General features: G+C 62.5%; 26 protein-coding genes. 12 read left to right on the plus strand and 14 right to left on the minus strand.

Annotated features, from left to right (window positions below; translation table 11 throughout):
• Positions 1–42: 42 nt before the first annotated feature.
• Both ACFRJ9_RS13160 and ACFRJ9_RS13165 read left to right on the plus strand, forming a co-directional pair.
• Positions 43–912: a hypothetical protein gene (locus ACFRJ9_RS13160; protein ID WP_377668530.1), complete on the plus strand. Its 870-nt coding sequence runs from the start codon at positions 43–45 to the stop codon at positions 910–912.
• 81 nt (positions 913–993) lie between these two features.
• Complete coding sequence (locus ACFRJ9_RS13165; RefSeq protein WP_377668532.1) at positions 994–1,839, plus strand: M55 family metallopeptidase; 846 nt, start codon at positions 994–996, stop codon at positions 1,837–1,839.
• Between the two features lie 88 nt (positions 1,840–1,927).
• Here ACFRJ9_RS13165 and ACFRJ9_RS13170 read toward each other — a convergent pair whose 3' ends face one another.
• The 6 genes from ACFRJ9_RS13170 to ACFRJ9_RS13195 form a co-directional block, all read right to left on the minus strand.
• Positions 1,928–2,731, minus strand: coding sequence for an ABC transporter ATP-binding protein (locus ACFRJ9_RS13170; protein ID WP_377668534.1), 804 nt, complete (start codon positions 2,729–2,731; stop codon positions 1,928–1,930).
• A gap of 3 nt (positions 2,732–2,734) precedes the next feature.
• Entirely contained in the window at positions 2,735–3,670 is a 936-nt protein-coding gene (locus ACFRJ9_RS13175; RefSeq protein WP_377668537.1) for an ABC transporter ATP-binding protein, read from the minus strand.
• A complete protein-coding gene (locus ACFRJ9_RS13180; RefSeq protein WP_377668540.1) occupies positions 3,667–4,563 on the minus strand; it encodes an ABC transporter permease in 897 nt (298 codons plus the stop codon). Before ACFRJ9_RS13180 ends, ACFRJ9_RS13175 begins: the two co-directional genes overlap by 4 nt.
• Positions 4,560–5,495 carry an ABC transporter permease gene (locus ACFRJ9_RS13185; protein WP_377668543.1) on the minus strand — a complete coding sequence of 312 codons (936 nt, stop codon included), beginning with the start codon at positions 5,493–5,495 and terminating at the stop codon, positions 4,560–4,562. The genes ACFRJ9_RS13180 and ACFRJ9_RS13185 overlap by 4 nt, the downstream gene beginning before the upstream one ends.
• Positions 5,496–5,547: 52 nt before the next feature.
• On the minus strand, positions 5,548–7,110 hold the full coding sequence (locus ACFRJ9_RS13190; protein WP_377668546.1) for an ABC transporter substrate-binding protein: 1,563 nt from the start codon (positions 7,108–7,110) through the stop codon (positions 5,548–5,550).
• Positions 7,111–7,182: 72 nt separating this feature from the next.
• Entirely contained in the window at positions 7,183–8,028 is an 846-nt protein-coding gene (locus tag ACFRJ9_RS13195) for a M55 family metallopeptidase (protein WP_377668548.1), read from the minus strand.
• A 363-nt stretch (positions 8,029–8,391) separates the two neighbouring features.
• On the opposite strand from ACFRJ9_RS13195, the gene ACFRJ9_RS13200 reads away from it, so the two are divergent.
• On the plus strand, positions 8,392–8,877 hold the full coding sequence (locus tag ACFRJ9_RS13200; protein ID WP_377668550.1) for an Lrp/AsnC family transcriptional regulator: 486 nt from the start codon (positions 8,392–8,394) through the stop codon (positions 8,875–8,877).
• A gap of 88 nt (positions 8,878–8,965) precedes the next feature.
• Here the strand turns inward: ACFRJ9_RS13200 and ACFRJ9_RS13205 are convergent, their stop codons facing one another.
• The 3 genes from ACFRJ9_RS13205 to pdhA are packed head-to-tail and all read right to left on the minus strand — an operon-like array spanning position 8,966 to position 12,470.
• Complete coding sequence (locus tag ACFRJ9_RS13205; protein WP_377668552.1) at positions 8,966–10,318, minus strand: dihydrolipoamide acetyltransferase family protein; 1,353 nt, start codon at positions 10,316–10,318, stop codon at positions 8,966–8,968.
• Positions 10,315–11,325, minus strand: a complete 1,011-nt coding sequence (locus tag ACFRJ9_RS13210; protein WP_377668555.1) for an alpha-ketoacid dehydrogenase subunit beta — start codon at positions 11,323–11,325, stop codon at positions 10,315–10,317. Before ACFRJ9_RS13210 ends, ACFRJ9_RS13205 begins: the two co-directional genes overlap by 4 nt.
• Complete coding sequence (gene pdhA, locus ACFRJ9_RS13215; RefSeq protein ID WP_377668557.1) at positions 11,322–12,470, minus strand: pyruvate dehydrogenase (acetyl-transferring) E1 component subunit alpha; 1,149 nt, start codon at positions 12,468–12,470, stop codon at positions 11,322–11,324. Before pdhA ends, ACFRJ9_RS13210 begins: the two co-directional genes overlap by 4 nt.
• Positions 12,471–12,744: 274 nt before the next feature.
• On the opposite strand from pdhA, the gene ACFRJ9_RS13220 reads away from it, so the two are divergent.
• Positions 12,745–13,317, plus strand: a complete 573-nt coding sequence (locus ACFRJ9_RS13220; protein ID WP_377668560.1) for a GNAT family N-acetyltransferase — start codon at positions 12,745–12,747, stop codon at positions 13,315–13,317.
• On the opposite strand, the gene ACFRJ9_RS13225 is transcribed toward ACFRJ9_RS13220, so the two are convergent.
• Positions 13,314–14,075 (minus strand): IclR family transcriptional regulator, encoded by a 762-nt coding sequence (locus ACFRJ9_RS13225; protein ID WP_377668563.1) that lies wholly within the window; start codon positions 14,073–14,075, stop codon positions 13,314–13,316. The two genes, ACFRJ9_RS13220 and ACFRJ9_RS13225, sit on opposite strands and share 4 nt — an antisense overlap.
• 172 nt (positions 14,076–14,247) lie before the next feature.
• Between ACFRJ9_RS13225 and ACFRJ9_RS13230 the strand changes: the two genes are divergently transcribed.
• Genes ACFRJ9_RS13230 through ACFRJ9_RS13240 form a run of 3 tightly spaced genes read left to right on the plus strand, consistent with a single transcriptional unit; the run spans position 14,248 to position 16,887 of the window.
• Entirely contained in the window at positions 14,248–14,964 is a 717-nt protein-coding gene (locus ACFRJ9_RS13230; RefSeq protein WP_377668565.1) for a CoA transferase subunit A, read from the plus strand.
• 19 nt (positions 14,965–14,983) lie between these two features.
• Entirely contained in the window at positions 14,984–15,679 is a 696-nt protein-coding gene (locus ACFRJ9_RS13235) for a CoA transferase subunit B (protein WP_377668567.1), read from the plus strand.
• Positions 15,676–16,887 (plus strand): acetyl-CoA acetyltransferase, encoded by a 1,212-nt coding sequence (locus tag ACFRJ9_RS13240; RefSeq protein WP_377668569.1) that lies wholly within the window; start codon positions 15,676–15,678, stop codon positions 16,885–16,887. The genes ACFRJ9_RS13235 and ACFRJ9_RS13240 overlap by 4 nt, the downstream gene beginning before the upstream one ends.
• Here the strand turns inward: ACFRJ9_RS13240 and ACFRJ9_RS13245 are convergent.
• The 3 genes from ACFRJ9_RS13245 to ACFRJ9_RS13255 all read right to left on the minus strand — a co-directional run bounded on the left by ACFRJ9_RS13245 (position 16,884) and on the right by ACFRJ9_RS13255 (position 20,021).
• Positions 16,884–17,636 carry an ankyrin repeat domain-containing protein gene (locus ACFRJ9_RS13245; RefSeq protein WP_377668571.1) on the minus strand — a complete coding sequence of 251 codons (753 nt, stop codon included), beginning with the start codon at positions 17,634–17,636 and terminating at the stop codon, positions 16,884–16,886. The two genes, ACFRJ9_RS13240 and ACFRJ9_RS13245, sit on opposite strands and share 4 nt — an antisense overlap.
• Positions 17,637–17,646: 10 nt before the next feature.
• A complete protein-coding gene (locus tag ACFRJ9_RS13250; RefSeq protein WP_377668573.1) occupies positions 17,647–18,213 on the minus strand; it encodes a heme-binding protein in 567 nt (188 codons plus the stop codon).
• Positions 18,214–18,359: 146 nt separating this feature from the next.
• A complete protein-coding gene (locus ACFRJ9_RS13255; RefSeq protein WP_377668575.1) occupies positions 18,360–20,021 on the minus strand; it encodes a PucR family transcriptional regulator in 1,662 nt (553 codons plus the stop codon).
• Positions 20,022–20,201: 180 nt separating this feature from the next.
• Here ACFRJ9_RS13255 and ACFRJ9_RS13260 point away from each other — a divergent pair, with 180 nt between their 5' ends.
• The 5 genes from ACFRJ9_RS13260 (at position 20,202) to ACFRJ9_RS13280 (ending at position 24,439) form a co-directional block, all read left to right on the plus strand.
• Entirely contained in the window at positions 20,202–21,410 is a 1,209-nt protein-coding gene (locus tag ACFRJ9_RS13260; RefSeq protein ID WP_377668578.1) for a sensor histidine kinase, read from the plus strand.
• Positions 21,407–22,033 carry a response regulator gene (locus ACFRJ9_RS13265; protein WP_377668581.1) on the plus strand — a complete coding sequence of 209 codons (627 nt, stop codon included), beginning with the start codon at positions 21,407–21,409 and terminating at the stop codon, positions 22,031–22,033. Before ACFRJ9_RS13260 ends, ACFRJ9_RS13265 begins: the two co-directional genes overlap by 4 nt.
• A 26-nt stretch (positions 22,034–22,059) precedes the next feature.
• Complete coding sequence (locus tag ACFRJ9_RS13270; RefSeq protein WP_377668584.1) at positions 22,060–22,626, plus strand: HdeD family acid-resistance protein; 567 nt, start codon at positions 22,060–22,062, stop codon at positions 22,624–22,626.
• 73 nt (positions 22,627–22,699) lie between these two features.
• Positions 22,700–23,506: an exodeoxyribonuclease III gene (locus ACFRJ9_RS13275; RefSeq protein ID WP_377668587.1), complete on the plus strand. Its 807-nt coding sequence runs from the start codon at positions 22,700–22,702 to the stop codon at positions 23,504–23,506.
• Between the two features lie 33 nt (positions 23,507–23,539).
• Positions 23,540–24,439, plus strand: a complete 900-nt coding sequence (locus ACFRJ9_RS13280; protein ID WP_377668589.1) for a hypothetical protein — start codon at positions 23,540–23,542, stop codon at positions 24,437–24,439.
• A 14-nt stretch (positions 24,440–24,453) separates the two neighbouring features.
• On the opposite strand, the gene ACFRJ9_RS13285 is transcribed toward ACFRJ9_RS13280, so the two are convergent.
• Positions 24,454–25,506, minus strand: a complete 1,053-nt coding sequence (locus tag ACFRJ9_RS13285) for a LacI family DNA-binding transcriptional regulator (RefSeq protein WP_377668592.1) — start codon at positions 25,504–25,506, stop codon at positions 24,454–24,456.
• Positions 25,507–25,602 lie beyond the last annotated feature (96 nt).

Below are 25,602 nucleotides of genomic sequence, written 5' to 3' on the forward strand. Positions count from 1 at the left end.
ACGGACAAAGCCATAAGCCCCCAATCGAACCAAGATTGAATCATGTCACTCAATCTCGACGCCCACTCATCTGCTGAGCGCGCCCAGTTCAATGCTGCCTCTGCAGCGGCCAAGGCCAACGTCCGAATCGTCGACGAGCACCACCGTGAGAGGCTCCAGGACATCGAAGGGCTGTTGGTGTCCATCTGGGGGATGTCCCCCCATGGCGCCCCCATTCCGTTTGACCTGCTTCGCAGCATTTCCCACGCAGGGTGCAATGTTTCTGCGGCGTACACCCCGGAAGGAGTGCTCTGTGGGGCCGCGGTGGCCATTGTCTCGCCCGAGGGTTCCACGTATTCACTAATCGCAGGGGTGCTTCCCGGCATTGCGGACAAGGGTGTGGGCTTCGCCCTCAAGCAACACCAAAGGGCGTGGTCGCTGGCACGCGGAATCGAAACCATGACATGGACCTTCGATCCCCTGGTCAGCCGGAACGCCCGCTTTAATCTGTCCAAACTTGGTGCTGTCACGTCCGAGTACGAGAGAAACTTCTACGGCGCAATGCAGGACGATATCAACGCCAACGACGAATCGGACAGGCTCGTAGTGGTCTGGCCACTGTCCTCCGCCCGGAGCACCAAATGCAGCGAAGGCCTGGTGGAGGACGTGAACCTGCCCCAGGGTGCACTGAACAATGCTCTGGAGTATGGGCCTGACTCCCAGCCTGCGCTTGTGCAATCGGACGGCAACCTCTGGTGCCGGGCGCCGCAGGACATCGTCGCGCTGAGGGGATCGGACGCCCAGGAAGCAGCGATGTGGCGCTTGCAGCTCCGCGAAATCCTGGAAACTGCTTTCGCATCCGGCTACATCGCTTCGGGAGTCACCCGCACTGGCTGGTACAAGCTCACACCCGCCGCAACAACCACCCAGTAACCGAATTCAGCACGGTCGCGCTACCATGACGCGCACCGGCTGACCCCCGCTGCACTGTGCAGCGGCCATGAAGGAGACCGCATGAAGGTATACATTTCTGTTGACATGGAGGGCATCTCGGGGGTGGCCACCTACGACCAAATTATTCGTGGTGGTAGCGGCTACCCCCGCGCGCAGGCCCTGATGACGGCCGAGACCAACGCGGCCGTGGAAGGAGCCTTCGAGGGCGGCGCAACCGAGGTCTTGGTCAATGACAGCCACGGGACTATGAACAACCTCCTGCACGAGGACCTCGATCCCCGCGCCCGCGTTATTTTCGGAAATCCCACGGCCTTCTGCATGGCTGAAGGGCTGACGTCCGACTTCGATGTTGCTTTCTACATCGGTTATCACGCCCCCGCGGGCGTGGAAGGCCTGCTGGCCCATAGTTTTTCCGGCCTCTTTACCAGTTTCAAGCTCAATGGTGAGATCGCCTCAGAGGCGTCCATCAATGGCCTCTTCGCAGCTACCCGCGGCGTCCCTGTCGGTTTGGTAACGGGCGACGACGTCATCTGCGATATCGCCGAACGCGAGTTCCCGGGTGTGCTGACCGTTCCGGTCAAGATTGCCCACGGGTTCCAGGCCGCCAACAGTCTCTCCCCCACCTACGCCCGCGCGGCCATCCGCAAGAGTGCGCGTGCTGCAGTCCAAGGCGTCGAGAAGACCCGGCTCCTGCCTGTACCGGACCGGCTCCGGCTCGAGATCGGTTTCCAGAACCCCTTGGCAGCCGAGTTGCTGGAAGCCGTTCCGGGTGTGTCGCGTGTCAGCAACCTGGTGATCGCCAGGGAAGTCGAATCTGCCGAGGACCTTTTGGGGATGATTGGGACCACGTATGAGCTGGCAGCAGTTGCCGCGAAGACTATGTTCCTGCGCGAATCTCTCAAATAGGGACCACCTGTTCGTTAAAGACCTCTGCAGGAGCCGGATCCGGCTCCTGCAGAGGTCTTTTGTTGTCCCGGTTGATACCGCTAAGGATTTAGTACCGGATCCGCGGAATCGAGTTAAGAAGTGTCCGGGTGTACTGATCCCGGGGTTCGGTAAAGAGACTTTCGGTGTCCCCGTCTTCGACGATGTTGCCGTGGTACATCACGGCGACGTTCTCACAAAGATTCCGGACCACTGCCAAATCATGGGCAATGAACAAAACAGACAACCCGAGCTCGTCCCGCAGGTCTGCCAAGAGATTGACGATGCCGGCCTGCACGGACACATCCAAGGCAGATACGGCCTCGTCAGCAACCAACAACGAAGGCTCCAGTGCCAGGGCTTTCGCGATAGCCACTCTTTGCCGCTGCCCTCCAGACATGGAAATCGGGTAGCCGTCCAGTGCCCTGGCCGGCAGTTGGACTTGGCCCATCAGTTCAAGGCATCTCTTACCGACGTCCCGTGATTCCACGATCCTGTGAACCCGCAGCAGCTCGGCCAAGGTTTGACGAATAGTCATCCTTGGATCCAACGACGAGTACGGATCCTGAAACACCATCTGGATGTGGCGTCTCTGCTCTTTGGTTCGCCGGACAGGCAACTCTTCACCGTTGAAAACCACTGTTCCGGTGAAAGAACGCTCCAAAGCCGTCAGAACGCGGGCCAGAGTGGATTTGCCGGAGCCTGATTCGCCTACCAGCCCATGGATCGTGCCTCTGGGGACGCTGAGGTTGACGTCGTTCAGGGCAACGATTTTGCGTCGGTTGCGGCCCCTGCCTGTGGAGAATTCGACCCGTATGTCCCGCATCTCGAGGATGTTTTCGGAAGCCGGCTGAGTCAGCTGGGTTGTGGGCATGGGCTAGTGCTCCTCAAGGATCGAATGGGAGTCCGGCGCATGGTCCGCTATCCGCATCGCGAATGAATAGTCGGCCGGCCTGTCTCGAAGCGCCGGTGTGGTCCCGGGTATCGATCGAAGCCGTTGACCGGGTTCGTCAATACGCGGCGTAGCGGCCAGGAGGGCGCGCGTGTAGTCTTCCCGCGGATTTCCCAAGACCTCGGCCGCGCTGCCGGATTCCACCAGTCGGCCCGCGTACAGGACGCTGATCGAGCTGCAGAGTTCGGAGACAACAGCCAAGTCATGAGTGACGTACAGAATGCCGGCGTTGAGTTCAGTCCGTAGTCCGTCAAACAGGGCCAGGACTTGTGCCTGCACGGTCACATCCAGTGCGGTTGTTGGTTCGTCACAGAGGATCAGCTCGGGTTCGCAGGCCACACTCGCGGCGATCATCACACGCTGCCTCATCCCTCCGGACAGTTGGAATGGATAGGCGTCCACCCGCAACTCCGGGCTGGGTATCCCCACCAACCCCATCATGTGGACGGCGTACTCCCGGGCCTGCTTTCGGCTCCAGCCCTTCCGTTGGGCGATGCCGTCCGTTATCTGGGTGCCAACGCGGGCAATTGGATTCAGTGCCACGGCGGGTTCCTGGAACACCATTGATATGCCCGTGCCACGGATCTTCCTGAAGTTCCGGCCGTTGTTCGCAAACAAGTCCGTGCCATTGAAGTACGCGCTGCCTCCGCTGACGCGGGCGTTGGAGGGCAGCAAACCCATGAGCGAACGGAGGGCCAGGCTCTTTCCAGAACCCGATTCCCCTACAAGTCCATGGGCTTCGGCCCGCTGGACCGTAAAGGAGACGTCCTTCAGTGCTGCATACTCACGGCCTTGGATGGACACGTCAACGCAGAGTCCCTCCACCTTCAGGAGGGGCTGCCCCTCTGATGCCCCGCTCATCGCTTTGCTCGCAGGGCATTGGCGATTCCGTCGCCCAGGAAGGTGAGCGAGAGGCTGGCGAGAATAACTGCTGCACCCGGAATCAACACAAGCGAGTAGTTTCCGGAAGCCAGGAACTGCTGGCCGTCGCTGATCATTTGTCCCCAATCAGGAGTCGGCGGGACGATGCCCAACCCGAAGTAGCTCAGCGTTACGATCACGCCGATGTTGGATACGACGTCGCTCATGGCGAAAACGATTGCTTGCGTCATTGTGTTGGGCAAGACGTGCCGGACCACGATCCGGGCGTTGCCAAGTCCGCCGGTCTCGCAGGATTGAATGAAGTCCCTGCCCCTGACCACAAGCGTTTCGGCACGCACTATCCTCGCGTAGGAAACCCAGCTCACAATGCTGATCGCCAGGAAAATACTCATGGGCCCATTGCCGAAGACGAAGACCAGGGTAATCACCAGAACAAAGAACGGGAAAGCAGAAACGACGTCGGCAATGCGCATTATCAGTGTGTCGAACCAGCCACCGAAGTACCCGCACAGCGCGCCCACAACCGTCCCCAGTACAAAGGGAAAGAGGACAGCCATGACCGCAATTCCCAAGTCGCTGCGGGCGCCAAAGAGGAGACGGCTCCAGGTGTCCCGGCCCAGATTGTCTGTTCCGAGCGGGTGCGCTGCAGTGGGCTCCGACAAGGCATTAGCCAAGTCCTGGGCCATCGGGTCGTGGGGAGTCAGGAGCGGGGCAAACACTGCCGCCAAGACCATTGCACCGAAGATCACGCCTCCGATGAGGAGTTCGATGTTTGATCCGCGGCCCCATGGCCGTATCCGGGAGCGCCACGGAGGTTTGCTGCCGCCGAGTCCGGTTTTGCTTGCAGTTTGGGGAAGAAGCGTCTGCGTCATGCCAGTCTCGCTCTCGGGTCAAGTAGGGCATAGGACAGGTCCGTGACGAGGTAGACCACAACCACGATTCCCGCGAAGACAAGGGTGGTGGCCTGGACCACGGGGAAGTCCCTCCCGAGGATGCCGGCCAACATGAGGCTGCCCATTCCCGGAATGGCAAAGACCTTTTCCACCACCAGGGCCCCACCGGCCAGGACTCCGGCTTGGATGCCCAGGATGGTGACACCTGAAATGCTGCCGTTGCGGATGGCGTAGGCTGCCAGCACGGTAGCTGGCTTCAGCCCCTTGGAGTGGCCGAAGGCGACGAAGTCGCTTTGCAGTGCGTCCGTCAACGATGCTCTCAGGCTATTGACCAGCATGGGCACGATTCCCAAGGCAATTGTCATGGCAGGCAAGACGAGAGAATGCAGGTGTTCCGCCGTCGTCCTTCCGTAGCCTCCCACTGGGAACCAGTGGAGCTTGAGGCCAAAGACGATCACCAACAGGGTTCCGGTCAGGAACGCAGGGGTTCCTTGTGCCACGGCACCGAAAATACGTACTCCGATGTCCGCGCCACCCCGGCCCCGGACTGCAACCCAGGTTGCGAGCGGAAGCGAGATAACGACCGCGAACGTCACCGCCATGAGCATGAGCAGGAGCGTTGTGGGCAGCCGTTCGGCAAGCAGCGCGACGATGGGCGACCGGTATTGGAACGATGTTCCCAAATTGCCGCTGACAAGATCAGTCAGGAAATGCCAATACTGCACGCCAAGCGGCTGATCCAAACCCCACTCGGCCCGTAGGGCCTGAACTGCCGACTCGGAGGCCTTGTCTCCCAGGGTGGTGCGGGCCGGATCTCCCGGCGTGGCATGGACAAGGACGAACGTGGCAGTGACGACTCCCCAGACCACGAGGGCAAGGAGGCCTAACCGGCGAACCAGGAACCCGGTCACTTTTCCTCACCCGACCCGGCATGGATCACTGCAGCGGGCTGGTGACGCGGGGCTATTTCGACAACCATGTGTTGACCAGGTTGTAGTTGCCGGTGATGGACGGCTGGAAGCCGTGGACCCTGTCGCTGTAGCTATAGAGGGTGGGCAGGTAGAACATCGGCACCATCGGCTGGTCTTCGTTCACCTTCTCCTGGATGGTGGAGTAGATCTTGACCCTCTCAGCCTGGTCACTGAGACCAGCCGCCTTTGTGATCAGCTCTTCGACTTCCGGGTTCTCATATCCCGTGTACAGGGCGTTGGAGCCACCGGACTTCGATGCGATGAAGCGCACCAGCTCGTCCGGGTCCGTAATGTCGGTAGTGGCGACGCTGATGGACATGTCGTAGTCCATCGACTTCCTGGTGGCCCGCTGTGCTGCCGGCTCCATCTGGTTGATGGTCAGCGTGATGCCGATTTCGGCAAGCTCACCCTGCAGGATCTGGGCAATGGTCAGCTGGGTTGCGTTGCCGCTGCTCACCAGGATGCTCGCATCGAAACCCTGCGGCTTCGAGGACAGCCCCATCTCTTTCTTTGCTTCTTCGAGGTTGAACTGCCTGCCCTTCACGTTTGCGTCATAAGCCCAGTAGGCGGGGCTGAGGAACGAACCGGCGGGAGAACCCTGGCCGAAGTACGCGGCCTTGAGTATCGACTCACGATCAATGGCGCTGGCGATTGCCCGCCGCACATGGACATCCGTGAAAGGAGCCCTGTTGTTGTTGAGCGTGAGGAAACTGGTCAGGCTGCTCTCAAATGCTGAAGCCTTAAGACCAGGCGTTGATGACAGCGCCGCGAAGCTGCTCGCCGCCGGCGTCTCGTTGATGCTGATCTGGTCACCCTGCAGCTGGGTTGCACGCGTGTTCGCATCCGCCACGGCAACGAAGGTCACGGCATCGAGGTATGGCCGCTCCGCACCCCAGTAGGCCGTATTCTTGACGAGTTCCAGCTGCTGTCCCTTGGTCCAGTTCTTCAGCTTGAAAGGCCCCGATCCAACGGGAGCCTTGGCGAACTCATCCCTGGACAGCCCACCGTAATTGTTGGGGACGATGGAATTTGCATAGAGTGCCAGCGCCGACGGGAGAGGTGACCATGCGGTCTTCGTCCTGACCACCACGGTCTCCGGGGAGGGAGTTTCGACGGCAGCGATCTGCTCATTCATGAACGCAGAAGGCAGATCCGGATTCGAGGCGGTATCCAGGGAGAACTTCACATCCGCTGATGTGAGAGGGGTGCCATCGGAAAAGGTCACGCCTGTCTTCAGCGTGAAGGTCCACGTCAGCTTGTCCTCGGACTGGACCCAGTCCGTGGCCAGGGACGGCTTGACGCTTCCTCCATCCACCGAGGGGACAAGAAGTGTGTCATACATTTCTTCGACTGCCCAGATGGATTCATTGTCCGTAGCATCGGTCGGCATCAGGGTCGCGACGTCCGCTTCCCGGGCCATGACGAGGTGTCCACCAGCCTGCGGCGTACCCGCCTCAGCCGAAGTTGAGGACTGATCCGGGGAACACCCGACCAGAAGCAGTGACGAAATGACAGTCGAGGCGACCAACGCTGGCAGCCACTTGTTTGGAATCATTGATTTTCCTCTATAACGGGCTTTTGGCCCAATGGTGAAGTACTGCATTTGTTCCTCGGGAGCTCAGGGAGGTCAGGTCCTGTTGACGAGCGAGTACACCGTCCTGGCCGCAACGCCGGCCAGATTGTAACTGGTGGCAATCATCCCGAGGAGGTCCTCTGTTGAATCCAGCTCCCGCGAAATCGACAGGTTGCTGGTGCGGATCACACCGGGTACCGCTTCCACGAGTTCAGCCGCCAAGGGTGTCTGGAAACCAATTTCGAGATGAATACGATCCGGGACTGGCAGAAGACGCGTTCCTCCGACCCCCCGCACAGCAGCAGCGGAACTTTCACGGATCCGCTTTCGCGCCTCTTGCGGGGAAAGACTGTTGGCAGCCATGACTCCCCTGGCTTCCTTCACCTGGACCGTCCGGACACCGGGGAACGTGCTTTGAGCAATGCCACAGATCACGTCGTCACCGGTAACCAGGCCAACAGGCACACCCCGGGTTGCGGCAAACATGGCGTTTACTGATGCCTCGGATGCGACGTCACCGTTGACGTGGAAGCTGGCGAAGTAACCGGAAAAGGAGTGCGCCAGTACACCTTCGGAGCCGGCTGGCGCGTGGTAGCCAACGTACAGTGCCACGTCGAAGTCCGAAGTTAGTCCTTCAGCCATGCAAAATGCTTTGGGAGAACCGAAGATCACGCGCGCCCGTGGATCCAGTTGCTCATGGAGGAGGTTGTCCATGGTCCCGTGGCTGTCGTTGACCAGGACCTCCGTGGCACCGCCGTCGAAGGCGCCTTCAATGGCAGCGTTGGTTTCGGCCGTCATGAGCAGCTGGGCGCGGGGATAGCCGCTTCCTCCACGAATGACCTGGTCGTAGGTCGCAATTCCGGAGATGCCCTCCATGTCGACCGAAATATAAACCCTCATAGTGAGTCTCCTTTTGATCGGCCGCAGCCGCGTTGCTGACGGAACATGAATGGGGGGTCCCCAAGCAGACAAGGTCGCCGACAGCTGTTTTGTCCTCGCCCGAAAACACGAGGCAGAGGTGTTGTTGGTCATTGAGGACGGTGACCTCCGGCGCGTGTTGGGTGTTTGTCGCCATAGGTGCAGCTCCTCAATGTCTTTATGGAAGGTTACGCTGCACTTAGCCCGACCCCATGGTGCCAAAGGAAGAGGTAGCAGGCCTTCCTTCGGCCTTTTGGACAAAGAGCTCCGGTTCGCCCGTAGCAGAGCGCCACACTTTGGCCTTGAAGACTTGACGATCGTCATAGGACTGATACGTTTGCCGTCATGCCCACTCTGGACCACCGCGCAGTGCCGACCTTCGATGTAACGGACAAGGCCGTCTTCAGGGCCCTCGACGACGACCCCCGGATCCCCATCCTCTTCCTGGCAAAGAGGCTGGGCCTGGCGCGGGGAACCGTCCAGACAAGGCTCGAACGGAAGATGGCTGCCGACTGCCTTCGTCCCAACAGCACCCGAATCACGCCTGACTCGCTGGGGCTACCCATCTCGGCACTCGTCACTGCAGAAGTCGAGCAATCTTCGCTTGCCGCTGCCGTTGAGGCCCTGAGCAGCATCCCGGAAATCATCGAGGTCTACGGGATGGCAGGAGAAGCTGACCTCGCCATCCGCGTAGTTGCGCGGGACACCGAAGACCTGTTCCGGCTAGGCCAGCAGATCACGGACTGCACTGGAATCCGGCGGACCACCACGTCCCTCTTGCTGAAGGAGCTCGTCCCGTATCGGATCAGCCAACTGCTGGTCGAGGACTGATCGCACTCACGACGAAAAGCGGATCGCTCCACATGACTGGAGCGATCCGCTTTCTGTTAGGCCACGTTGCCTCAGCAACGGCCCTGAATTAGATCATGGCAATCACTATGCTGGGGTCCGCGATGATGGAACCCACGTCAGCAAGGAACTTGGAGCCCTGTTCACCATCCACCAAGCGGTGGTCGAAGGAGAGGCTCAGCGTCATCACACTGCGCAGCGCGACTTCCCCTTGGTATTCCCACGGCCTCCGCCTGACCGATCCAACAGCCAGAATCGCTGCTTCCCCGGGGTTGAGGATGGGCGTACCGGCGTCTATGCCAAAAACACCAATGTTGGTGATCGAAATAGTGCCGCCGGAAAGCTGAGCCGGGCTCGTCTTTCCAGCGCGGGCCACGTCGGTCAATTCACTCAAGGCAGTAGAAAGCTGTGTAAGGGACATCCCGTCTGCGTCCTTGATGTTCGGGACGGTGAGGCCGCGGGGTGTGGCGGCCGCGATTCCGAGGTTGACGTAGTTGAACTGAACGATCTCCTGCCGGGCTTCATCCCACCGCGAGTTCAGCGAGGGATTGCGGCGCAGGGCGAGGAGGACTGCTTTCGCCACCAGTGTGAGGGGCGTCAGCTTGTAGCCGGCATACTCCCGGCTCCCCTTGAGCCTGGCCAACAAGTCCATCCCGTTGGTGACATCCACCGTCAAGAACTCCGTCACGTGGGGAGCCGTAAAGGCACTCGAAACCATGGCAGAAGCTGTGTGCTTCCGTACGCCCTTGATGGGCGTCCTGGTCTCCCGCGGAGCAGCAGACTCCGGCTGGGCAGCAAACTCTGGTTGCCGCCCCAAATCCTGGTTGCCGGCAGACTTCCCTGTGGCCGCGTGAACGTCGTCACGGGTGACCAGACCTCCAGGACCTGTACCTGGAATGGCGCCCAAATCCACGCCCAGGTCGCGTGCCAGCTTGCGGACAGGCGGGGTAGATCTGGGTCGCTCCAGACTGCCAGCAGATGAAACTGCAGCGTAGGCGGGGCCGTCGCCGGTTGTTGGAGGCGCAGAACCATTGGCCTTACGCGCTCTCCGCGAGGGCCGTCCGCTTCTTTCTACCTCAGCCCCGTATCCAACCAGGGTGGGAACGCGTTTGGCTGCGTCGTCCTGGGGCGTTTCGACGGCGGAACCGTCACCTGAATCGCCGTCGGAACCGCCGGGAAGCTTAAACGAGACGATGGGAGTACCCACCTCCACTACGGTGCCCGGTTCTTCATGGAGGATCGCTATGGTGCCCGCATACGGAGACGGGAGCTCCACCACGGCCTTGGCTGTTTCAACCTCTGCGATCACCTGATTCAACGTGACGATGTCTCCGACCGACACTTTCCAGTGAAGAATTTCGGATTCGGTCAGGCCTTCGCCCAGGTCCGGCAGTCTGAATTCCTTGATAGTCATCGCATTCACCTTCCCAGGCCCGAAAGGGAGTTTTGGCGGCCCAGCGCCCGGTCCACTCCGTCAAGAATCCTGTCCAAATCCGGCAGGTGGTGTGATTCCAGCTTCGAGGGCGGATAAGGGATGTCGAAGCCAGTGATCCGCACCGGGGGTGCTTCCAGGTAGTTGAAGCAGCGCTCTGTGATGGTGGTGGCGATTTCGGCACCCAAGCCGCCCGACTGGGAAGCTTCGTGCGCGATCACCAGGCGGCCGGTCTTCCGGACGGAGGTTTCAACCGTGTCGAAGTCAATCGGAGACAGGGACCGGAGGTCAATCACTTCCACGGACACGCCGTCGTCAGCCGCGGCCGTTGCTGCGTCCAATGCCGTTCGCACCAGCGGACCGTAGGTGACCAAGGTGATGTCGCCGCCGCGAGTCACCACCTGCGCACTCCCCATGGCAAGACCGTTGCCCGGTTCGGGGTGTTCGGTCACTTCGCCTTTGATGTGGTACCGGCGCTTTGGCTCGAAGTAGAGCACGGGATCATTCGAAGCAATGGCTTGCAGGAGCATGGAATACGCGTCCTGGGGATTGGACACGGCTACTACCCGCAGACCGGAAGTGTGGGTGAAGTAGGCCTCCGGGGACTCAGAGTGGTGCTCGGGCGAACCGATCCCACCACCGAACGGCACCCGAATGGTGATGGGCATGGTGACCTTGCCCTGGGTCCGGTAGTGCAGCTTCGCCACCTGGCACACGATCTGGTCGAATGCGGGGTAGATGAACCCGTCGAACTGGATCTCTACCACTGGGCGGTAACCGCGATACGCCAATCCAACGGCGCATCCCATGATTCCGGCTTCGGCAAGGGGCGTATCGACCACGCGATGGCTTCCGAAGTCTTTCTGGAGCCCGTCAGTTACGCGAAAGACTCCACCCAGCTTGCCGATGTCTTCTCCCAGGAGGATGACTTTCGGATCATCCTCCAATGCCTTACGCAAGCCGGCGTTGATCGCCCGGCCAAAGGTCATCGTGCTCATTGGTTTGTCCCTTCAACGCGCTCAGCTGCGAAAGATTGGAGGTAGCGGGCGTAGTTTTCCTTTTGGGTGTCCAGCGCTGAATTCGGCTCGCTGTATACGTGGCTGAAGACATCCATGGGTGCGGGGGCCGGCATGTTGATGCAGGCTTCGCGCATCTCCTTGGCTACAGCGTCTGCTTTTGCTGTGACGGATAATTCGAGTTCCGGAGTGAGGACTCCCCTGCTCTTCAACAGGGCCTCAAGCCTTGAGATCGGGTCTTTGGCAACCCACTGATCCATCTCTGCCTTGTCCCGGTACCGGGTGGGATCGTCCGCCGTTGTATGCGGTCCCATACGGTAGGTCACTGCTTCAATGAACGTTGGTCCCCCGCCTGTCCTGGCTCGGTGCATGGCCACCCGAGTGGCTGCCAAGACGGCGAGAACGTCATTGCCGTCCACGCGAATCGAGGGGATGCCAAAGCCTGGAGCGCGCGAAGAAATGTGAACGCGGGCCTGCAAGCCCACGGGCTCCGAGATTGCCCACTGGTTGTTCTGGCAGAAGAAGATGACGGGCACTTGAAAACTGGCCGCAAAAACCATGGCCTCGTTGACGTCGCCCTGGCTTGTTGCACCATCGCCGAAATAGGTCAGTGCAACAGCGTCGCTGTCGTCGTTCTTGATGCCCATGGCGTAGCCGGTCGCGTGGAGTGACTGTGCGCCGATGATGACCTGTGGCGTGGCCATGTTCAGCTCATAGGGGTCCCACCCTGAATGCGCATTGCCACGCCAAACACGAACGATGTCCCCGAGGTTCACCCCTCGGCAATACGCCACGCCGTTCTCCCGGTAGCTGGGGAACACGAAGTCGTCCTCACGAAGTGCGCGGCCGGATCCGATCTGAGCGGCTTCCTGCCCCAGGAGTGGCGGCCAGAGGGCGAGCTCGCCTTGGCGCTGGAGGTACGTGGCCTCAGTGTCAATCCTCCTGATGACCACCATGTCTTCATACAGCGAGGCAAGCTGCTCATCCGAAACGTCCAACACCCATGGGTCGAATTCCGGGTTCTCCCTGCGCCGACCGTCAGGAGCGATCAACTGGATGAAGTCGTCTCCCTCGGAATCAGGAAGGACGTCGTGACCTGTTGAAGGGCTCAGCTCATCTACAAGCAAAGTTCACACACCTTTGTAATGTCGTCTCAGGCGACGGTTGGGGCTGGTCCCCCATGAACCGCGCAGATGGGCGTGGGCGCCCTTTTCGTGTGACCGTACTCACGCCCAATCAAGCGGCACAACATCACCGTTTGCCGTTGAGCACGGTGCCTATTTGAGGGGGTACGTTCACCGAATTGCTGGACACGGTGCTGCAAGAACTTCCACGCCAGGGCGGCCCGTACACGCCGGTGCCCCGTTGCCCGCCCACGGCACCGATGACAGGATGGGCGGCATGACAATCGAAGTTCGCCCCGCAACGGTGTTCGATGACGTCAAGACGATGGTGGGCCCCAAGCGCCCCGATGCCAACGTGTGCTGGTGCCTGAGCTACCGCGTCCCGTCCAAGAAGAACCTTGAGCTCCAACATGAAGAGCGTGGCAAGTTCGTCAAGACTCTGGTGGCGGAGGACCCGCCGCCTGGCGTCTTGGCGTACGACGGCGGCAAGGTAGTCGGGTGGGCAGCGGTGCACCCGCGCGCGGACACCAGTTTCGCGAAGAACCGGAAGATCCCCCACGTTGACGAGGCCGAAGTGTGGTCCGTGTGGTGCATCCGGGTCAGGCCCGGGCACCGCGGAAAGGGCATCTCGCGCGAGCTCCTGCGCGGGGCCATCGACTTCGCCAAGAACCACGGCGCCCCCGCCATCGAGGGCTATCCCGTAGACAACAAGGGCAGCAAGGTAGATCTGACCATGGCGTACGTGGGAACCCGCGGGCTCTTTGAGAAGGCCGGATTCAAGAAGGTCGCTGAGACAACGTCCGTCCTCGACGGATTTCCAAGGGTTCTCATGCGCCTGGACCTCAGCTAACCCTGCAGCCTCGCCGTCATCCGGTGCGCTTCCTCGAGCAAGAGCTTGCCGAGGAAATCCTGTCGGTCCGGCCGGAATCGGGGCTCAATCCCGGTCAATGACAAAGCCCATGCAGGCCTCCCCTGTTGGTCAAACACTGCAGCCGCCATGCCCCAGCTGCCTTCCAGGATCAGCCCGGGATTCACGGAGTAGCCGGCCAGACGGGTCTGCTCCAGGTTGTCCCGCACCACGTCCGCAGGATGCCCGTCAGCAAAGCCGCCTGCATGCGCCGCCCAATCCGCCAGCAGCGACTCCTGCTCGTCGGGAAGCAGGAACGCCATGATGGCCGTCCCCGCGGAGGCCACCCCCAACGGGAAACGCACGCCCTCGTGCAGCACAAATGAGCGCACCGGGAACGAGCCCTCTTCACGCAGCACGCACACGGTTTCGTTGCCCCGCCGAATTGAGAAGAACGCGCTCTCGCCCGTCTCCGCAGCGAGCCTGCGCAGGGACGGCCGGGCAATGTCTTCCATGGGGAAACGGGCTGCCGCCACCGATCCGAGGAGGAAGATCTCGGGCCCGAGCACCCATTTTCCGGAGCTCGAATCGTGTTCGAGCAACCCTTCGGCAGCCAGCGATGTCAGCAGCCGGTGCACGGTAGGCCTGGTCAGTCCTGATTCACGCACCAGGCCTGCCAGCGAGGTCCCTTCAGGCTTCCGACCCACCAGACGCAACAGCAGCGCAACGCGGCCCACCACTTGCGCTCCCTGTACTGCCACGACGCCCTCCTAAAGATTTCATCCACAATATGGACAGCTTCCAGCGTACCGTCCACACCATGAGCCGCAAACGTTCCTTGCCGTTGACCACTTCCCAGATGAAACCTAGGCTCCAAGACAAAGGCATGAAGTCCACAAAGTGGATACCAAGCACACTCAAAGAGGAGTCAGAATGTCCACCATCCACGCGAGCGCAACCCAAGCGCTCCATGACCTGATGGCAGACGGCTTGACCATCGCCGTCGGGGGTTTTGGCCTCAGCGGCATACCCGCTGACCTGATCGATGCCGTCCGCGAGTCAGGCGCCAAGGATCTCACCATCGTCTCCAACAACATGGGTGTGGACGGCAAAGGGCTGGGCGTGCTGATCGAGGCGGGCCAGGTCCGGAAGGTCATTGCGTCCTACGTCGGCGAGAACAAGCTCTTCGCCGAGCAGTATTTGGCCGGCCAGCTGGAGGTCGAGTTCACCCCGCAAGGCACCCTGGCCGAACGCCTTCGCGCCGGCGGTGCGGGAATCCCCGCTTTCTACACGCGGACTGGTGTGGGCACCTTGGTTGCCGAAGGCAAGCCGTTGGAAGAGTTCGACGGCGTCACGTACGTCCGCGAGCGCGCCATCACCGCCGACGTCGCGCTGGTCCACGCCCACACCTCGGACACGGACGGCAACCTGATTTACCGCTACACCGCGCGGAACTTCAACCCCGTGGTTGCCACGGCAGGTGCCGTCACCATCGCAGAGGCCGAGGTCATCGTGCAGCCGGGCGAGCTGGACCCCAATCACATCGTCACCCCGGGTGTTTATGTCCAGCGGCTGGTGCAGGCGAGTGCACGGGTCAAGGACATCGAGCAGCGCACGGTCCGGCCGCAGCCTGAAACCCTCGCGGTCTAAAGAAAAGGAGCACGTCACCATGGCATGGACACGGGACGAAATGGCCGCGATTGCGGCAGAAGAACTGAACGACGGCGACTACGTCAACCTGGGCATTGGCATCCCCACGCTGGTGGCCAACAACCTGCCTGACGGCGTGCGGGTGGTCCTCCAGAGCGAGAACGGGCTGCTGGGCATGGGCCCGTTTCCCTATGAGGGCGAGGAAGACGCGGACCTTATTAACGCGGGCAAGCAGACCGTCACCATCACCCCCGGTGGCAGCATCTTCGACTCCGCAACCTCCTTCGGCATGATCCGTGGCGGGCACGTAAAGGTAGCCATCCTTGGTGCCATGCAGGTGTCCGGCAGCGGCGACCTCGCCAATTGGACCATCCCCGGCAAGATGGTGAAGGGCATGGGCGGCGCCATGGACTTGGTGGCCGGCACACCGCGCGTGGTGGTCCTCACCGAGCACAACGCCAAGGACGGTTCGGCCAAGATCGTCGCTGAATGCACCCTCCCGCTTACGGGGCTCAACTGCGTGGACCGGATCATCACGGACCTCGCGGTTTTCGACATCTCGCCGGACGCAGAAGCGCACGACGGCGACACTCGCCTGCTGCTGACGCGCCTCGCCCCTGGCGTCACCGTGGATGAGATCCGCAGCAAGACCGGGGCCGGGTTCGCGGTAGCGCTCGCCTCTGAAGAAAACACCCTCGAAGGAGCCAACGCATGAGCTTGAAAGACCAGTTCGGAAAAGACATCCTGCTCACGGGATGGGGGCACAGCAAGTTCGGCAAACTGACCGATGACACGCTGGAGTCGCTGATCGTCCAGGTGGCTGGCGAGGCCATCAGCAACTCGGGGCTGGACCCCAAGGACATCGACGAGATCTATTTGGGCCAGTTCAATTCGGGCATGCAACCGCTGGGCTTCACGTCTTCCTTGGCGCTCCAGCTCTCCGCAGACCTGGCCAACGTCCCCGCAACCCGCACCGAGAATGCCTGCGCCTCCGGGTCCGCCGCATTCCAGCAGGGCGTCAAAGCCGTGCTCGCCGGCACTGCCCGCAATGTGCTGGTGATCGGTGCGGAGAAGATGACCGACGCCGGCGCGGACGTTGTGGGAGCCGCCTTGCTTGGGGCTTCCTACGAGATGGCTGGAAAGGCATCCTCCACCGGATTCACGGGCCTGTTCGCGGAGGTCGCCAAGCACTACGAGAAGCGCTACGGAGCAAGCATCACCGGTCCTGGCATCCAAGGCCTCGGCGACGTCCTCGGTTCCATCGCCGCCAAGAACCACCGCAACGGCATGGACAACCCCTACGCCCAGATGCACCGCGACTTCGGCGAGGAGTTCTGCCGGACCATTTCCGACAAGAACCCCATGGTGGCCGAACCCTTGCGCCGCACTGACTGTTCGCCGGTCTCGGACGGTGCTGCCGCCGTCGTGCTGTCAACGTCGGCAACCGGCGGCGCAACCGCACCTGTCCGCCTGGCTGGTTTCGGCCACGCGAACGACTTCTTCCCGGCGGAGAAGCGCGACCCCACCGAGTTCGCCGCCACCAGGGCGTCCTGGCAGCGCGCATTCACCATGGCGGGTGTCGGCATTGAGGGGCTGGACTTCGCCGAGGTCCACGACTGCTTCACCATCGCCGAACTCATCATGTACGAGGCCATGGGCCTGGCTCCCCGCGGCGAAGGGGCGCGTGCCATCACGGAAGGCTGGGTCTACAAGGACGGCAAGCTCCCCGTCAACGTCTCCGGCGGGCTGAAGGCCAAGGGCCATCCTGTGGGCGCCACCGGAGTGTCCCAGCACGTCATCGCCGCCATGCAGCTCAGTGGCACAGCGGGCGACATGCAGCTGCCCCATGCCCGTCGCGGAGCCGTGCAAAATATGGGCGGCGTGGGCATCGCCAATTACGTGAGCGTGCTGGAGGCCGTCTAGCCCCGGATCAGCGCCGCGATCTCCGTAAATCCGAGCCGCTCTGCATTCTGCAGGGCGGTTCGGCCTTGCGGATCGCGGATATCCGGGTTGGCTCCCGCTGCCAGGAGTTGCCGGACCACGTCCTGCTGCTTGGGTCCGCCGTTGTTGAGCAGGATGGCTTCCTGCATGGCGGTCCAGCCCAGGTTGTTGACGTGGTCAACGGGCACGCCTGCTGCGATGAGGATACGAACGGTCTCGGTGTGCCCGTGTTCGCTTGCCGGGATCAGGGCCGTGCCGCCGTATCGGTTGATGCTGCGCACGTCCGCCCCCGCCGACAAGGTCAGCTGCAGCACCTCGTTGAAGCCCTCCGCGCCGGAGTACAGGAACGCGGAGTCCTGGATGTCGTCCTTGGCGTTGACGTTGCCGCCGGCCGCGATCAGGTCACGGACCTTGGCAACGTCGTTGGCTTTCGCGGCCAGGATCAGGAGTCGGTCGGTTTCGATTTGGGCCTCCGGTGACAGTGTGGGCGGCAGAGCAGCCGACGACGCCGGGCCAGGACCCGCGCTCGACGACGCCGCTGGGGTGGGGGCTGCTTGAGTCGGCACTTGACCGGAAGGAGAGGCGCTGGAAGGTGGGGCGGCCGCCGTCGGGCTTGAACCGGCAGGCCCGGACGGTGACGACGGCGCGCAGCCGGCCGCGAGCCCGACGACCAGCAAACCCGCACCGATCACCGAACCCGCCGCACGGCCGCGCGTCTTCAAGAAACTCATACCTTCGAGGCTACTTCGCGGCCAGGGCGTCAGCGCCAGCGGTAGCGCAGGCCTCGTCGAGGGCGCCGTCGGGAGCACCGCCGACGCCGATACCGGCCACGGAAACGCCGTTGACCTTCAGCGGGACGCCACCGGGCAGGAACAAGGTGCCGGGGAGGTCGGCAATGGACGGGCCGTTGCCGTTGATGCGCTTGGCGAGCTCGCTGGTGGGCGCACCGAAGGCAGCGGCGGTGTAGGCCTTCTGCTTGGCGGCTTCAATGGTGTGCTCGGCTGCATTGTCACCGCGAAGGAGGGCCTGGACGGTGCCGAAACGGTCCACCAGGGCAACAGTGACGAACGGCAGTTTGTCAGTCTGGCACTTGGCCAGCGCCGCGTTCACGGCTTTGCTCGAGGCGCCCACGGTGATGCGATTCTGGGCAACCACGTTTTCCGGCGCGGGCTGAACGTCCGCAGCAGCCTTGGCAGGGGCGGCAACGGGAGCCGCAGGCGCCACAGCGTTGGCAACAGCCGTGATTCCGCCGGTGAGCAACAGTGCTCCGGCAGCAGCGGCGGCAATCATCTTGTTGGACTTCTTCACGGAGTTCTCCTCGTAGTAAGCACTGGGTACAACTCCATGCTTCCGTGACGGCACCTTTGCCACATCGGCCCGAAGCAGACCCCGGGCTCATCCCTTCCGCCAGCCGTATCAGCCAAAAGGCGGAGAGACCAAGAACAGCGCGGGACCTAGCCGGCCAACTCCGTGTTGATGTCCTGCAGACGCAACTGCAAGGCCAGGGCAAGCCGCACGTCCGGGTTCTCAATATCAACCACTTCAGCCATTCGGCGTAGCCGGTGCCGCAAGGTGTTGGGGTGCAACACCAGCGCCTCCGCCGCGCGGGCGACGTCGTAGTGCGCCGCGATCCAACTGCGCAGCGTCCGGACGTAGTCGGTGCCCTGCCGGCTGTCGTGATCCGCCACCACGGACAGCGGTTCGGCGTCCAAGGCGGACTGGGACTGAAGTGCGTCAAACACCTCCAGCAGGAACAACGACGCCCCCAACTCATGGTGCTTGCCGATCTCCCCATGGCCGAACGGGCCGGACACCACGTCGAGGGCCTGTTTCGCCTGGGCGAATCCGACCGGCACGTCCGCCACACTTTCCAGCGTGCGGCTGATACCTGCCCGCCAACCACCTCCAATGCTCTCCTCAGACCTGGCCAGCACGGTGGCGGCAATTGATTGCAGCACCGGAGAGTCAGCTGCTGTTCCGATGACAGCGACCATCTGACCGTCGAGGGATCCGACTGCGGCCGGAAGCCGGTAGGAGGACAGCGCCATCCGCAGCAGAACGCTGACATGTACCGCGGCCGATGCCGCCGACATTCCCCGCGAATGGGTCGGGTTCTCATCTCGTCCGATGACCACCACTGTGGAAGTTGCGTCAAAGCGCAGCCCGAATGACTCCGCAATCCGCCGTCGGGGTCCGGTTCCGCGGAACAACTGCCCCAACCGCTCCGCGCGCTGCCGACGATCGGCGTCCGCGGCGACGTTGAGTTTGGCCAAGTGCGGAGCAGCCAGGCGGGCGCCTTCGGCCAGCACCTCTTGTGCTTTGGGGGTCACAGGCTTCCCGCCCTCTATCACCCAGATGCTGCCCAGTGGTTCGCCACCGTCGCGAACCGCGATGGCCAGTCGGGGCCGGAAATCGAGCTGGTCACGGATCCAGATGGCCGTTTCAGCGCGCAAAACAGCAGAATAGTCCTCAGCGTTGGTTGGGTGATCCGGCACCCGTCGTCCAAGGATCCCGTCCCGCCGCAGATCGTCCACTTCCTGGCCCGGAATCGTGGAGTACGCCAGGACCCGCATGGAAAGGTCCTCGATAGCCACCGCACCGCCCGCCCGCAAAGCTATGTCATTGGCCAGGGAGAAAAGGTCTGCCGCCCGATCATCCTCTTCGAGCACCGGACCGGTGACCGCCCTCAGAGCGTCGATCAGGGTATACAGCTGACCCCAGGAGAGTTCTTCGCTGCACTCCAACAGCGTCACACCGGCGCGGTTGGCCGCCGCAGTGAGAGTTTCAGCGTCCACGGCTCCGGCGCGCACCACGACTGCAGCGACCTTCGCCTCCGCAGCCCAGTCCAGCAGATCAACGCTCGGGCGGCCCGGCACCAGCAACACAGCATCGGTCAGCTCAACGTGAGCTTGGTCGGTGTCATGGATGGACGGCGAACCAGCGGCCACCGAGGGGCCGTGTGGCAACGCCAAGGGGCGCACAATGTCCGGGCCCAGGCTATCGAGCAATACTCCGACGGTGATGCCATCCCATGGCATCGACACGTCGTTGATCTGGTCAGCCGAGTTCATCGACGGCGGTGTCCTCTCCTTGATGGATAGCATGGTGTGCCGCACGGGCGGTGTATTGAGGTTATCAATGGGCGGGTGCAGCCGTGCCGGGGTGGTCGGGAAGTGATGCCGTGTCGGCTGTCTCCACAATCATCTTCCGTCATCGGCATCAGCCAAAAGGTGGAGAGACCAACAACTGCGCGGGACCTAGCATGGAAAGGACGCCTCCAACGGAAACGGAACCCCATGTCATCAGCCCCTCCACGGCCCGAGCCGGACAGCCGGATCGATGGCCGGATCGACGCCGTGGTCCACGTGGGCTTTGCCGTGTTGATGGTCGCCTCCGCGGTCCGCTACGTCATGCGCCACTCCCCCGCCGATAACCTCTGGACCGTGGCGTTGGCAGCCGGAGTATGTGCCCTGTACACCGTGACGGCAGTACTGGCCCGGCAACGGCACCCCGGGCGCAACGGGCAGCCGTGGATACCGTGGATGGTTGCCTTGGTGGCAGCGTGGGCGGCGCTGGTGATCGTGGCCCCGAGCTTCGCGTGGTGTTCCTTCGCCATCTTCTTCCTCACCCGCACTGCTTTCCGCGGCTGGCCCGCGTACGTGGCGGGCGGCGCGACGGCGGCTGCTACCGCCGTCGCGCTCTTCCGGATGAGCGACTGGACAGATATCGCGATGCTGCTCGGCCCGCTCGCCGCTGGTGCCCTGCTCACACTGATCTACGACAAGATCGAGCGCGACGCCGCCCTCCAACGGAGACTTCTAGACCGCGTCACCCAAGCCCAGGAGCAACTTGCAGCCAGCGAGCGGGAGGCAGGAATCACCGCCGAACGCGAGCGTGTTTCACGTGAAATCCACGACACCGTTACCCAGGGGCTAGCGAGCAGCCTGCTTCTGCTCGAAGCCGCCCAGCGATCCTGGCCTGATCCCGCAGCTCACGGTGAAGTCAGCAAAGCGACCCGCCTCCTGCGCCGGAACCTCGCCGATACCCGGAGCCTGGTCCACGAACTCTCTGCCCCAGGCCTCGAAACCGGGCCGCTTCCGGATGCCCTGGAGCACGCCGCCCGTCAGTACGTGGAGAACATTCACGTACAGGTCACCGGAGACCCGCGCCACGTCCCGGCCGAGGTTCGGCACGCACTGCTGCGCGTCACGCAGAGTGCGGCGGCCAACATCGAACTGCACGCCCGCGCCGCCCACGCCAGCGTGACGCTTGGCTACCTGCCAGGCTCCGTCACCTTGGACGTGTTCGACGACGGCCGCGGCTTTGATCCCGGAGCGGTGCCACCGCCGTCGGAAACCGGAGGCTACGGGTTGAGGGCCATGCGGCAGCGCGTCGAGCAGCTGGGCGGAGAATTGCATGTGGAGAGCACCCCCGGTGAAGGCACCATCATCGCGGCGCAGCTGCCGTTGCCTGTGACCGGATCCGAAACCAAGGAGGCCCCATGACCGCCATCTCCGTGCTCCTGGTGGATGACCACACCGTCGTCCGGAGCGGGCTTAAGGCGCTGCTCGGCACCCAAGCGGATTTCGCCGTCGTCGGTGAAGCAGCATCAGGCGAGGAAGCGCTGGAAGCCGCCGAACAGCATGCCCCTGAGGTGATCCTGATGGACTTGGCGATGGGCGCGGGCATGGACGGCATCGAGGCCACCAAGCAGCTGCGGCAGCGAAACCCGAAGCAAGCCATCATCGTCTTCACCACCTATGATTCCGACGCCGACATCGTCCGGGCAGTGGACGCCGGCGCCATGGGCTATCTGCTTAAGGACGCCGCACCGGAGGAGATCTTCGCCGCCGTTCGGGGTGCGGTCCAGGGAAAGAGCGTGATGAGTGCTCCGGTGGCATCGCGGCTCTTCCAGCAGCTCCGGAACCCGGACGAAATCCTCACCCCGCGCGAAGCCGAGCTGCTCAGCCTGTTGACTGAGGGCCTCAGCAATCGTGACCTTGGCAAGCGGCTGTTCATTTCCGAGGCAACTGTCAAGACGCATCTGGCCCATATCTACGCAAAACTTGGCGTGGAAACGCGTGCGGCGGCCATTGCCACGGCCATACGGCGCGAGGGGATGCGTTAGCGGGCCGTGATGGCTACGCTGACCTTATGTCGGACGTATCAGCGCGCAGAATGTACAAGCACTCGGGAACGGCACTGATGGTCCGGGGAGTCCTCGCCATTGTCTTTGGCCTGCTGATCATCGCCTTGCCGAGCGCCACGGCGTTCGTGGTTGTCATCATGTTCGGCGTCTTCGCGATCGTTGACGGCATCACCAACGTGGCCCATTACTTCTACGACCCCGCAGGGCGTTCACGCTGGAGCATGGTGGGTGGCTTCATCTCCATCGCCGCCGGCATTGTGGCCGTTGCCTGGCCTGGCTTCACTGCATCAGCGGTGGGTGTCCTCATCGGTTTGTGGGCTTTGGTCCTGGGGCTCTCGCAGCTTGTCCTGTCCTTGGCCGCAAGGAGCTACGTCAGAAGTTGGGGTATCTGGTTCCTGACTGGAGTCATCACCACGGTGTTCGGAATAGTCGTGCTGGTCAACCCGGGGGTCGGCTTCCTGGCCCTCGTGGGAATGCTGGCGGTATTCGCCATTCTGTCGGGTATTTTGCTGATCGCTTCCGGCATCGGGCTCCGCAAGCTGGCCGCTTCGCCCCCGATGTACGCGCACTGACCTACCCGGCAACAGACCGGTCAATAAGCAGCCGGGGGATGCGCTCAGCGCCAAGTTCGGTAAGTTAGTGGCTGTGAAGATTGCTACTTGGAATGTGAACTCCCTCCGTGCCCGTGCCGACCGCGTCGAAGCCTGGTTGGAGCGCAGCGACTGCGACGTCCTGGCTATCCAGGAAACCAAGTGCAAGGACGAAAACTTCCCGTGGGAGCTCTTTGAGCGCATGGGTTACGAGGTTGCCCACTTCGGGTTGAGCCAGTGGAACGGCGTTGCCATCGCTTCGCGCGTGGGCTTGGAAGATGTGGAGCGCACCTTCGTGGACCAGCCGATGTTCGGCAAGGCCGGCAAGGACCCTGCCCAGGAAGCCCGCGCCATTGCTGCCACCTGCGGCGGCGTCCGCATCTGGAGCCTTTACGTGCCGAACGGCCGCTCGCTGGACGATGAACACATGCCTTACAAGATCAAATGGCTGGACGTCCTGCAGGGCCACGCCGCGGAATGGCTCCAGTCCGATCCGAAAGCCCAGATCGCGCTCATGGGCGACTGGAACATCGCTCCGTTCGACGACGACGTCTGGGACATCGACTTGTTCCGCGACAACGCCTTCACCCATGTCAGCGAACCGGAGCGCGCCGCTTTCCACGCGTTCGAATCTGCCGGTTTCACGGACGTCGTCCGGCCCTACACTCCGGGGCCGGGTGTCTACACGTACTGGGATTACACGCAGTTGCGCTTCCCCAAGAAGGAAGGCATGCGCATCGATTTCTGTCTGGCATCCCCCGCGCTGGCTGAACGCGTTACCGGCGCTTCGATCGACCGCGAGGAACGCAAGGGCAAGGGTGCTTCGGACCATGCTCCCGTGATCGTGGAGCTGGCAAACTAACAACCACTCACCGACGAAAGGGGCCGGCTGGACATGACTGGAAACCTGTACCGGGGCCAGGCCGGACTGCCGTTCTCTTCGTCGCTGCGCATTTACGAGCCACTCGAAGCGTTCCCGGCCGAGCAGCAGCGCCAACTCGTGGCCGAGAGCGGCAAGATCGGTTCCCGGGCCGCCCTCGAAAATGCCGAGCTGCAAGCCTCCCTGGGCCGCATTACCCGATCCGGCGGCGACCCCTTCCCCACGGGACGCACGGATCTGGTGCGCATGACCCGCGTCCCGAGCGGCCGGCACGCCGCGCCGGGGCATGCCGCCCAGGACAAAGAAGATCACGACGCCGGACGGCTGCTTTACTGCCCCAGCCAGCTGGTGATTCGGGCCGGGTTGGCGGCGAACGCGCTCATGGATGGTGTGCACAGCCCCCTTGCCGACCTCCTGATCCCGGTCTCGCAACGGGACAAGCACCAAGTCCGCATAGACCGCATCAACGCCGGAGAAGACGCCAAGCGCGTGCATACCCGCGCGTCCACGTGGGGCATCCCGTTCAGTTGGTTCTCGCTGTTTGCAGAGTCAGACCGGAAGGACGTGGTGGAATCCGAGGGGCGCATCCTCACTGTCCGGGTATGGACGCCACTGACGGAGGCTTTGGACCGGGCGCGTTTCGCCGTTGCCCACCTGGCACTGGCTGCGCCCGATCTGGACATGCTCGATGACTTGACGCAGCTCACCGAGTGGCTGGAATTGTTCCATGTGCAGTCGATGGTGGAACTGGACTACGGCGCGGTGGCGGACAAGGTGTACCCGGACGAATCACCTATGGACGTCAGGCTCGGCATCGAGTGCCTCGCCGAGGGCGACATGACCGGAGCTGCCGCCGCCTACCGGAGGCTTGCCTCCCGCTGGATCCCCATCCGTCAACTGGCCCGGGCCAGCTGAGCGCTAACAATTGCTTAGCGGGACGGCGGGGCCGTGGTTTCTCGCACTATCAGCTCGTGGGGCGCAACTTGCGAGTGAACTGCCCCGGAGATGCCGTCCAGCTCGTCCAGCAGCATCTTGGTTCCCAGCTCAGCCTGGTTGTCAGGCCGTTGCCCCACGGTGGTCAGGCCCAACGACGACGAGAAATCGTGATCGTCGATGCCAATGACGGACAGGTCCTGCGGAACCCTGATGCCGTGACGTCCGGCTTCGAAGATCACGCCCATGGCCATTTCGTCGGAGGAGCAGAAGATCGCCGTTGGTTTGAGACCGGGCATGCTCCAGAGCCGGTTGAAGGCCTGTTGCCCGCTGGCAACCGTGAAGTCTCCCCACTGGTCCCATTCGGGGCGGACTTCCAGCCCGGCGTCTGCCATCACCTCTTGGAAGGCGCGGATCCGGACGCGGGGAACGTCGAAGTTGAGGTCCGTTTCGTCGTCGCCATGGAGCAGCGCTATGTCCGTATGGCCCAAATCCAGGAGATGCCGCACGGCGGTTGACGCGGCGTCGTAGTCGTTGATGCCGATGTACGCGCAATCCTCGACGTGGCCGCCCACCACTACCAGGGGGATATCGATCTTGTGGAGGTGTTCGAGTTCGTCCTCGCTCAGGGACATGCACAGCACCAAAAGGGCATCAATTTGCTTATAGACCATGGTGGAGCTGAAGAGCCGCTCACGGTTGCTCCCGTGGCCGCCCAGATTGAACAGTGACAGGTTGTACTTGCGTGAGTGCAGCTCCCTGTCCGCGCCTTCGATGGCCTTGGAGAAGAACCACCGGCTGACGAACGGGGCAAGGACTCCGATGGTCCGGGTGCGGCCCGTCGCCAGCCCTGAAGCTGACGACGACGCCACGTACCCCAAGGAACTTGCTACTTCAAGAATCTTCTCCCGGGTGGCCGGAGAAACCCGGGGCAATCCCCTGACCGCTCTGGAGACGGTTGCTGTGGAAACTCCGGCGGCGGCGGCGACGTCCTCGATACTGACGCCCGCGTGGCCGCCCCGCTGGGACCGTTCGTTCGTTTTTGCCACTTAAGCCCCCTCATTGGTGCATGCCGAAAGCCGAGGGCTCCTTCCCAGACGGCACGTTCCAGCCTATTCCGCCTGCATGCCCTTCGCCGATTTCGC

This window comes from Paenarthrobacter sp. NPDC056912 (assembly GCF_042786555.1).
In the GTDB taxonomy this organism is placed as follows: domain Bacteria; phylum Actinomycetota; class Actinomycetes; order Actinomycetales; family Micrococcaceae; genus Arthrobacter.

Coding starts and splice junctions, on each gene's coding strand:
- ACFRJ9_RS13160 (WP_377668530.1), top strand. CDS start 43: ATGTCACTCAATCTCGACGCCCACTCATCTGCTGAGCGCGCCCAGTTC.
- ACFRJ9_RS13165 (WP_377668532.1), top strand. CDS start 994: ATGAAGGTATACATTTCTGTTGACATGGAGGGCATCTCGGGGGTGGCC.
- ACFRJ9_RS13170 (WP_377668534.1), bottom strand. CDS start 2,731: ATGCCCACAACCCAGCTGACTCAGCCGGCTTCCGAAAACATCCTCGAG.
- ACFRJ9_RS13175 (WP_377668537.1), bottom strand. CDS start 3,670: ATGAGCGGGGCATCAGAGGGGCAGCCCCTCCTGAAGGTGGAGGGACTC.
- ACFRJ9_RS13180 (WP_377668540.1), bottom strand. CDS start 4,563: ATGACGCAGACGCTTCTTCCCCAAACTGCAAGCAAAACCGGACTCGGC.
- ACFRJ9_RS13190 (WP_377668546.1), bottom strand. CDS start 7,110: ATGATTCCAAACAAGTGGCTGCCAGCGTTGGTCGCCTCGACTGTCATT.
- ACFRJ9_RS13195 (WP_377668548.1), bottom strand. CDS start 8,028: ATGAGGGTTTATATTTCGGTCGACATGGAGGGCATCTCCGGAATTGCG.
- ACFRJ9_RS13200 (WP_377668550.1), top strand. CDS start 8,392: ATGCCCACTCTGGACCACCGCGCAGTGCCGACCTTCGATGTAACGGAC.
- ACFRJ9_RS13210 (WP_377668555.1), bottom strand. CDS start 11,325: ATGAGCACGATGACCTTTGGCCGGGCGATCAACGCCGGCTTGCGTAAG.
- ACFRJ9_RS13220 (WP_377668560.1), top strand. CDS start 12,745: ATGACAATCGAAGTTCGCCCCGCAACGGTGTTCGATGACGTCAAGACG.
- ACFRJ9_RS13230 (WP_377668565.1), top strand. CDS start 14,248: ATGTCCACCATCCACGCGAGCGCAACCCAAGCGCTCCATGACCTGATG.
- ACFRJ9_RS13235 (WP_377668567.1), top strand. CDS start 14,984: ATGGCATGGACACGGGACGAAATGGCCGCGATTGCGGCAGAAGAACTG.
- ACFRJ9_RS13240 (WP_377668569.1), top strand. CDS start 15,676: ATGAGCTTGAAAGACCAGTTCGGAAAAGACATCCTGCTCACGGGATGG.
- ACFRJ9_RS13245 (WP_377668571.1), bottom strand. CDS start 17,636: ATGAGTTTCTTGAAGACGCGCGGCCGTGCGGCGGGTTCGGTGATCGGT.
- ACFRJ9_RS13260 (WP_377668578.1), top strand. CDS start 20,202: ATGTCATCAGCCCCTCCACGGCCCGAGCCGGACAGCCGGATCGATGGC.
- ACFRJ9_RS13265 (WP_377668581.1), top strand. CDS start 21,407: ATGACCGCCATCTCCGTGCTCCTGGTGGATGACCACACCGTCGTCCGG.
- ACFRJ9_RS13270 (WP_377668584.1), top strand. CDS start 22,060: ATGTCGGACGTATCAGCGCGCAGAATGTACAAGCACTCGGGAACGGCA.
- ACFRJ9_RS13280 (WP_377668589.1), top strand. CDS start 23,540: ATGACTGGAAACCTGTACCGGGGCCAGGCCGGACTGCCGTTCTCTTCG.